This is a genomic window from Enterococcus camelliae (genome assembly GCF_042685105.1).
GTDB lineage: Bacteria > Bacillota > Bacilli > Lactobacillales > Enterococcaceae > Enterococcus_G > Enterococcus_G camelliae.
Map to the genome: position 1 here is coordinate 1 of NZ_JBHUMO010000069.1, position 7417 is coordinate 7417.

The 7417-nt window shown below is 39.0% G+C and carries 6 protein-coding genes; 2 read left to right on the top strand and 4 right to left on the bottom strand.

All coding sequences use genetic code 11. The features are described from left to right. Nucleotides 1-349: 349 nt before the first annotated feature. The gene (locus tag ACFSR0_RS10980; RefSeq protein ID WP_379982681.1) at nucleotides 350-1231 is read right to left on the bottom strand and encodes a LysR family transcriptional regulator; all 882 of its coding nucleotides are present in this window, start codon (nucleotides 1229-1231) and stop codon (nucleotides 350-352) included. Nucleotides 1232-1344: 113 nt separating this feature from the next. Between ACFSR0_RS10980 and ACFSR0_RS10985 the strand changes: the two genes are divergently transcribed. Further along, nucleotides 1345-2271: a carbon-nitrogen hydrolase family protein gene (locus tag ACFSR0_RS10985; RefSeq protein WP_379982683.1), complete on the top strand. Its 927-nt coding sequence runs from the start codon at nucleotides 1345-1347 to the stop codon at nucleotides 2269-2271. Between the two features lie 84 nt (nucleotides 2272-2355). On the opposite strand, the gene ACFSR0_RS10990 is transcribed toward ACFSR0_RS10985, so the two are convergent. The 3 genes from ACFSR0_RS10990 to ACFSR0_RS11000 form a co-directional block, all read right to left on the bottom strand. Further along, the gene (locus ACFSR0_RS10990) at nucleotides 2356-3396 is read right to left on the bottom strand and encodes a Gfo/Idh/MocA family protein (RefSeq protein WP_379982685.1); all 1041 of its coding nucleotides are present in this window, start codon (nucleotides 3394-3396) and stop codon (nucleotides 2356-2358) included. Nucleotides 3397-3417: 21 nt separating this feature from the next. Next, nucleotides 3418-4248: an SDR family NAD(P)-dependent oxidoreductase gene (locus ACFSR0_RS10995; protein ID WP_379982687.1), complete on the bottom strand. Its 831-nt coding sequence runs from the start codon at nucleotides 4246-4248 to the stop codon at nucleotides 3418-3420. A 142-nt stretch (nucleotides 4249-4390) separates the two neighbouring features. After that, entirely contained in the window at nucleotides 4391-5266 is an 876-nt protein-coding gene (locus tag ACFSR0_RS11000; RefSeq protein WP_379982689.1) for a LysR family transcriptional regulator, read from the bottom strand. Between the two features lie 139 nt (nucleotides 5267-5405). Here ACFSR0_RS11000 and ACFSR0_RS11005 point away from each other — a divergent pair, with 139 nt between their 5' ends. Beyond that, entirely contained in the window at nucleotides 5406-6635 is a 1230-nt protein-coding gene (locus ACFSR0_RS11005; protein WP_379982691.1) for an L-lactate MFS transporter, read from the top strand. Nucleotides 6636-7417: the final 782 nt, after the last annotated feature.

Below are 7417 nucleotides of genomic sequence, written 5' to 3' on the forward strand. Positions count from 1 at the left end.
ATTTCAGGTTGCCCGCAATGGCTTTTTAATATATCTTAAGCGATTTGCGGGACTATGCACTTTTGCGCTGCAACCGTGTGTACTTTTATTCTGCCATAAACAACATTAAGACAGAAAAATACCAAGATTATTTTCTAGATGCTTATGGAAGAGATAGAATTGATCCTGAACGCTTGAAGATTGTGGCAGCTATCGAAACATTTGGATAGAAATGATACTTCCTCTCTTTCATAGGAATCGCCATCTAGCATGAGCTCAGTAACAAAACGCGTTGAACCCTCCGAAAATTATTGGGAGTAGGGCAACGCGATTTGTTTCTGTCATACGAGATAAATGGAAGTTACTACGATTATTCTTCCATGATTGCTTCAAATAAATCAATAAAGTTTTTTTTCAAAGGGGATAACCATGCTTTATCAAGAATAAGTAATTGGAGGTCTAGCATTAGTTGGCAGTCAATCGGCTCTATGATTGTTAAGTTGGGAGGTAGATTGGTTAAATTAAAGGCCGGCAAAAACGAGACACCTAAATTTTGTTCAACACCTGCTAGAATCAGTTGTGTATAGCCAATTTCTAAAAAATCATTGAGTTCAAATGCATGTGCAAAGACAATTTCCTCGAAGACTTGTCGGTAATTGCACCCTTTTTCAGTTAATAAAAAGCGTTCTTTCATCATAGCTGACAATGTTGGCTGTTCCAGTTGTGCGAGTGCATGTTCCCGATGGCAAAAAAATAGAATGGGCACTTGTTTTGCTAAGCATTGTTGAAATTTCGGATTGTTGATTGGAACATCAAGTGTAAGAATGATGTCGAGTGCCCCCTTTTCAAGTAAATGCATTAATTGTAAAGTAGTTCCAACAATTACATGGAGTTTGACTTCAGGATAGGCAGCTAAGTGTTGCAAAATGACAGTGCTATAGGTTGAGGCACTAATCGATTCTAGCATACCTACTTTCAATACGCCTTTTGGTGCAGCGGGATTATGAAACAACGAACTGGCTTCGGCCTCCAATTTTACCAATTGATAGGCATAAGCCAATAATTGTTCACCTTCTGAAGATAGGGTAATGGTTTTTCCATATCGGTTGAAAAGAGTGACATCCAGTTCTTCTTCTAAGGAATGGATTTGGGCGCTAATGGTTGATTGCGCATAATCCAATTGATCAGCTGTTTTTGAAAAACTACCCGTTTGGGCAACATGAATGAATGTTTTTAAATTGCGAATTTCCATAAAATACTCCTTTTTTATCAAAAAAAATGATAACAATTACCATTTTTTTCAATAAAACTGATTAATGAAACATGCTATCATAAGCATACAGTTTTTACAAGGAGGGATTTTTGATGATTGAGTTCAAAAAGAGTACATGTCACATTGCAGTTGTTCAAGCAACGCCTGTTTTATTTCACAAAGAAGCGACCATAAATAAGGCAGTTTCCTTGATTGAAGAAGCAAGTCAAAAAAAGGTGGACTTGATTGTTTTCCCAGAAGCATTTGTACCTTGCTATCCACGTGGTTTTTCATATGGTTATGTTGTGGGGAGTCGAACAATGGAAGGAAGGGAAGACTGGAAAGTATTGTATGACCAATCTGTCCTTATCCCAAGCGCTGATACGGATAAACTTGCCAATGCAGCCAAGCAGGCGCAAGCTTATGTGGCAATTGGTGTGAATGAAAAAGATGCGAAGAATGGGACGTTGTACTGCACTTTTGTTATTTTTAGTCCAGAAGGCAAGCTTGTTGCAAAACACCGTAAGTTGAAGCCAACTGGTACAGAGCGATGTATTTGGGGAGATGGGAATGAAGGAGCAATCTCAACCGTCGATACACCTTTTGGAACAATCGGTTCGCTCATTTGTTGGGAAAATTATATGCCTCTAGCCAGAGCAGCTCTTTATCAAAAAGGCGTTTCTATTTATTTGGCTCCAACAGCTGACAATCGTGAGGTGTGGCAACATACGATGCAACACATTGCAATGGAAGGGCGTTGCTTTGTGATTGGCTGCAACCAATATGTAACCAAATCTGATTATCCAACTCACTTTCATTATCAAGCAGAACTTGATGCATTGCCAGAGGATCTTTGTCCGGGTGGCAGCTGTATCGTCAGTCCGTTTGGAAACTATTTAGTTGAACCTGTCTGGAACAAAGAAGCCATTCTTTACCAAGAACTAGATATGGAACAAGTACCTTTAAGTCGGATGGATTTTGATCCAATTGGTCATTATTCACGACCAGATGTATTTCAACTGCAGGTCAACGAAATTTGACCGATAGAAACCTTTGAACCAGAGGAAAAAACACTAAGCCCCGTATTATCGGTTGATGATACGGGGTTTAGTGTTAGCTTTATCCTAAGAAAGTTTTACAAGTCCGTTTGTTTCAGTAGCTGTTTTAATCGCCATAATGGTTTCTAATGTTTTGACATTATCTGCTGGCGTTACAATTGGGCGCTCGTTTCCTTCAATCACTTGAACAAAATGCTTTAACTGCATTTTATGTGGCAGTTGTGGATCAACCGGTTGAATGTCCATTGCCAATGGTTTATGCCATGAAGCATCGCCATCATATGAAAATTGATGAAGTCTAGGCAAGGATAATGATCCTTTTGTCCCACCGATGAAATAAGCATCGGCATCAAATGGACGGTATTGAGGATCTTCTCTAGAAGTGGCTTCCCAGTTCCAAGGAGAGACGGTCGCATCGGAAATAGTCAAGGAAGCAAGGGCGCCAGAGCGGAAGCGAACATTCACAACGGCAGAATCTTCGGTTTCAAATCCTCGAGCGTTGGAAGAAGCTAGACCTTGAACAGAATCAATTTCTCCAATAAGATACCGTAATAAATCAACATCATGTACAAGATTGACCAGGATAGGTCCAGCACCTTTTTTTCTACGCCATTCAACATCGAAATAGCTATCATTTTTATAAATCATATAGTGGAACGACGAAACAGTCAGTGTTCCTAACTGTCCTGAAGTAATGATTTCTTTCGCTTTGTTGACGAAGGGATTGTAACGACGGTGTTGACCCACAAGGACAGGAACATTTGCTTGCTTGGCTTCTTCTGCAAAGCGTTTGGCATCTTCTAAATCATCGGAGATTGGTTTTTCAACGAGCATGGGCACACCATACTTCAATGCGACACGCGCTACAGGTAAATGCAGATGATTTGGTGTAACAATGATTACGCCATCTGGTTTTTCTTTCAGAATCATTTCTTCTGCATCATGATAAAAAGGCACACCTTGTTCATCGGCAATTTTTCTGGCCCCTTCGAAGGCATCGACAATCGCGACTAGAGTCGTTGCTTCTTCTTCTTTTACAAAGCGAATATGGTTTTGACCCATCGCACCTGCTCCGATAACGGCAATTCTTACTTTCTTTTCAGACATGTTTTTTTCCTCACTTTTCGTTTATAAATGTTTTAAAGCATAGTCTTTACGACCACCGGGTTTTGCAATTTGATCGCCCATCATAATACCTAAACCGCCTTCAACTTTTACTTCTGAACCATTGATATAATCCGACCGATCGCTTGCTAAAAAGAGAACAGTGTTGCTGATATCGGCAATAGTGCCAATCCGTTTGTTTGCAGTGATGGCTTCTCTTTTTTCCAGAACGTCTTTATTTGCGTAAAAATCATTGGATAAAGGAGTGCGAACCAGCGATGGCAATACGCAATTGCTACGAATACCATATTGTCCCCATTCAGCGGCCATTTGTTTTGAAAGCATATTAACACCTGCTTTTGAGACACTGTAGGCACCGCTATACGTTTCAGGAAATTCGGATAGAAGAGTTGAAATATGAATCATGATTCCTTTTCTTTGCTGAATCATCACTTTACCGAAGCGTTGCGACATAAGAAAGTAACCTGTTAAATTAATTTTCAAGGTAGTTTCCCATTCTTCTAAAGAAAGTGATTCAAACAAAGCGGGACGCAGGATAGCGGCGGTGTTGACCAAAACGTCAACTCTTGCAAATTCGGCAACTACTTTTTGTACTGTCTCATCAACTGCTACCTCCTTTGAAGTGTCACAAGACAAGGCAATTACCTTGGTTGCATATTTGCTTGAAAGGCGTTCAGCTAATTCGACTACTTTTTCTTGTTTGATATCGATTAGCGCCAATTGTGCGTTTTGTTTCGCAAACGCTTCTGCAAAAAAACTTCCCATTCCCCCAGCAGCACCTGTGATGACCACAACTTTTCCTGAAAGATTTAGCCAGTTTTGTTCATTGGACACGCAAAAAACCTCCTTTTGACTTGTTAATAATTGAACAATTATTCTTCAAGTTCAGTGTAAGAGTATTTTATTTTTGTGTCCAATATTAAATTTAAAAAATTCCATAGATTAAATCTATGGAATAAGATACTTAATGAAGCAATCAGAGAAAATCACTAGCAGCTTGCAATAACTCACAAATGGGTTGAATCTTTTGGAGATGTGCATTTTTTTTCAGATAGGTAAGATAGACCGTATGGTAAATATTTTCTTCATCAAGCGGGATTGTGACAAGCTGAAATTGTTTTAGGAAGGGGGTTTTTGCTACGAGAGCCACGCAGGGATTCACATCTACATAGCCACCGATAAAGGTTTCATCATCAAATTCCGCCACAATGTTTGGTTGATCCGTATAAGAATGGATGATTGAACGAGCGCTACGACCAATAGGGATAGCATCTCGATAAGTAACAAGAGGATAATCAAACCAATTGCCTTTGGACTTGATTAAAGAATCGTACAACACTTGATTGATCAGCAAAACAAAAGGTTGTTTTTTGATAGGAATGAAGACGAAATCGTCTCGATCTTCTTTTGAGCATATGCCAATGTCATACTTTTCTTTTGCTAGATTGGCGATAATTTGATTGGTAAATCCATTAAAGAGATCAAAATTTTGAGTTAATTTGCCACTAAGTTTACCATTATACATAATTTCAGGGAAAAAATTACTTGCTAAGGTAGGAACAAGGCCAATTTTTAAGGTATTCATTTGATTGTTTTTTTGTTGATTGATTTGCTCAAGGGTGTTAGTGAGGATGGCAAAGACTTCATCGGTCGCTTTCTTTAGTTCTTGTCCATATACCGTTAAGCCAACATTTCGCCCTCTCTTTTCAAAAAGTGGGACATCCAAGTTGCTCTCAAGTTTTTTCATTGCATAGCTTAAAGAAGGTTGGCTTATCAGCAATTTTTTTGATGCCTCAGTATAGTTTTCTAATTGGGCGAGTTCTCTAAAATAATACAGATGATTGAAGTTCATATGTCGTTCTCCTCCTATTTTTTTCAGTATAACAAAATCAATAGATAATATCTATAAAATGAAAGAAAAGAAGTATTGGTTTTCATAAACGAAATTGACTATTATTTATGTGAAATAAATTACAAGTAGGAGGGAAATTATGGATACAGTTTTAACGAATCAAATGGAAAATCGAAAGAAGATATTTATAGCCGCCTTTTTTGTTATTTTTGTCTGTTCTGCTTCGGCCGCTTTTTCCGTTTTTTCGATTCCTTTGCAAAAAGCTACAGGAGGCGATGCCTCACAAGTTGCATTGACGCTCACGATTTATCAATTTTTCATGTCATTATTTGGTATTTTATCGGGCCATATTGTTGATAAATCCGGGCCTAAAAAACTAATGTATATTGGGGGATTTGTTTTTGGGTTAGGGTGGTTTGCATCCGCATTTGTAACAAGTGTTCCTGTTTTGTATCTGACCTGTGGCATGATTGCTGGGGCGGGAAACGGATTATTGTACAACCCATCACTGAATGTTGCATTGAGATGGTATCCTGAAAAACGGGGAACCATGTCAGGTATTCTTTTATGTGCAGCATCTGTCGGTCCATTAGTTACCGCCAAAGCTGGGGCTATTTTATGCGATAAATATGGTATTCACGGATTGATGTATTTAGGTATAGCGTATGTAATCATTATCTGGTTAGTTGGCTGGAAAATGGAAGCTCCCCAAAAAGATTGGGCACCGACTGGTTACGAAAAAAAAGATAGCCAACAGAATGACGAAAAAAATGAGTATGCACCAAAAGAAATGCTAGCAACTGGCAAATTTTGGTTATTGCTGGTTCTCTTTTCAATTGCGTGTACTGCAGGGATCATGATGATTGGCGCGTTGTCCTCTATTGGGCAAGTTCAACTTGGTTTAACACCGATTACAGCTGCCAATTTAGTAGCAGTAAACTTGTTATCAAATTTATGTGGACGCTTAATTATTGGAAAATTATGTGACAAATGGGGCGAATTAGAAACATTGGCACTTATTTTTGTCCTGACAGTTATCTCATTGATTGGACTAAGTTTTTCTTATCATCTTGTTATGTTTATTTTCTTCCTAATTATTTTGGGTGCCTCTTTTGGTGGTGTCTTAGTTGTCTTTCCACCGTTAACTAGCAAAACATTTGGAATGAAAAATTCTGGTGTGAACTACGGCATTATGTTCTTTGGCTATTCCATTGGCGCATTTTTAGGCCCTCAAATTGCCGCAAAGTTTGTGGATCAATCAGCCGGAAGTCAAGCCTATCATTCTGCCTTTATGGTTGCTACCGTCGTTGCAGTTGTTGGCTTTGGATTGGCATTGGTTATGAGAAATAGGTTGAAAAAAGCGAAATAAGTATTAGCTATCGTCATACTTTTAATCAGTGAAACGCAGTTCGTTTTCAATCCTTTTGCAAAAGCAAAGGGGTTGGCGAGGAACCGCGTTTTTTCGTTTTGCTCCCTTTATTTGGTTGATTGAACCGAGCGCGCACACCCGTGACTTTAGTCGTGGGTAAGCGCTCGTCGGAACCAAGTTCCGAAAACGTACAGTCAGCATATTGAGAAATCAATGTGTAGAAACGGGCATAACGAAATGGCCCGTGCAACAAAGAAACTGAATTGCGGGGAACCCCTAAAGCGAGTGAAACGACAACGTAACCTTGAAATATAGGTAAGCGTGACCGTGGCGAAAGCAGAAAAAATTTACTCGATAGCACAAGGTTAAATCCTAAATGCTGAAACAATGGGCAATCCGCAGCGAAGACTCGAATAGAGTAACGTTCAACGACTATTCCTCTTGAGGGAAGTACACACAAGCGTGTGGAAGTGGTTTCGCCGTACTGGGTAAAGCCAACGGATAAGATATAGTCTGTGCTTACGTGAAAGCGTAAGAAGTTCATCAGAGAACTGCATAGGAATTAGCGAGCTTATGTGAACGACAACCTCCAAATCACGACTTAAAAAAACTAATAATGTAGAAATGTTCTTACACTTCATTACAAACGTATATTGCTTGTAAGATAGCGTTATATCCTATATTAACTTCTTTTATTTAGATACATATATCACGATTTGTGGTAGAATGTATTTAAGAGGTGAAGAGTATGGCAGACGTCTATAAAGGACGTGGCTATGTCT

What these genes read in the sequence shown, in the direction of transcription:
- ACFSR0_RS10980 (WP_379982681.1), bottom strand. Translation starts at nt 1,231, where the DNA reads ATGGAAATTCGCAATTTAAAAACATTCATTCATGTTGCCCAAACGGGT.
- ACFSR0_RS10985 (WP_379982683.1), top strand. Translation starts at nt 1,345, where the DNA reads ATGATTGAGTTCAAAAAGAGTACATGTCACATTGCAGTTGTTCAAGCA.
- ACFSR0_RS10990 (WP_379982685.1), bottom strand. Translation starts at nt 3,396, where the DNA reads ATGTCTGAAAAGAAAGTAAGAATTGCCGTTATCGGAGCAGGTGCGATG.
- ACFSR0_RS11000 (WP_379982689.1), bottom strand. Translation starts at nt 5,266, where the DNA reads ATGAACTTCAATCATCTGTATTATTTTAGAGAACTCGCCCAATTAGAA.
- ACFSR0_RS11005 (WP_379982691.1), top strand. Translation starts at nt 5,406, where the DNA reads ATGGATACAGTTTTAACGAATCAAATGGAAAATCGAAAGAAGATATTT.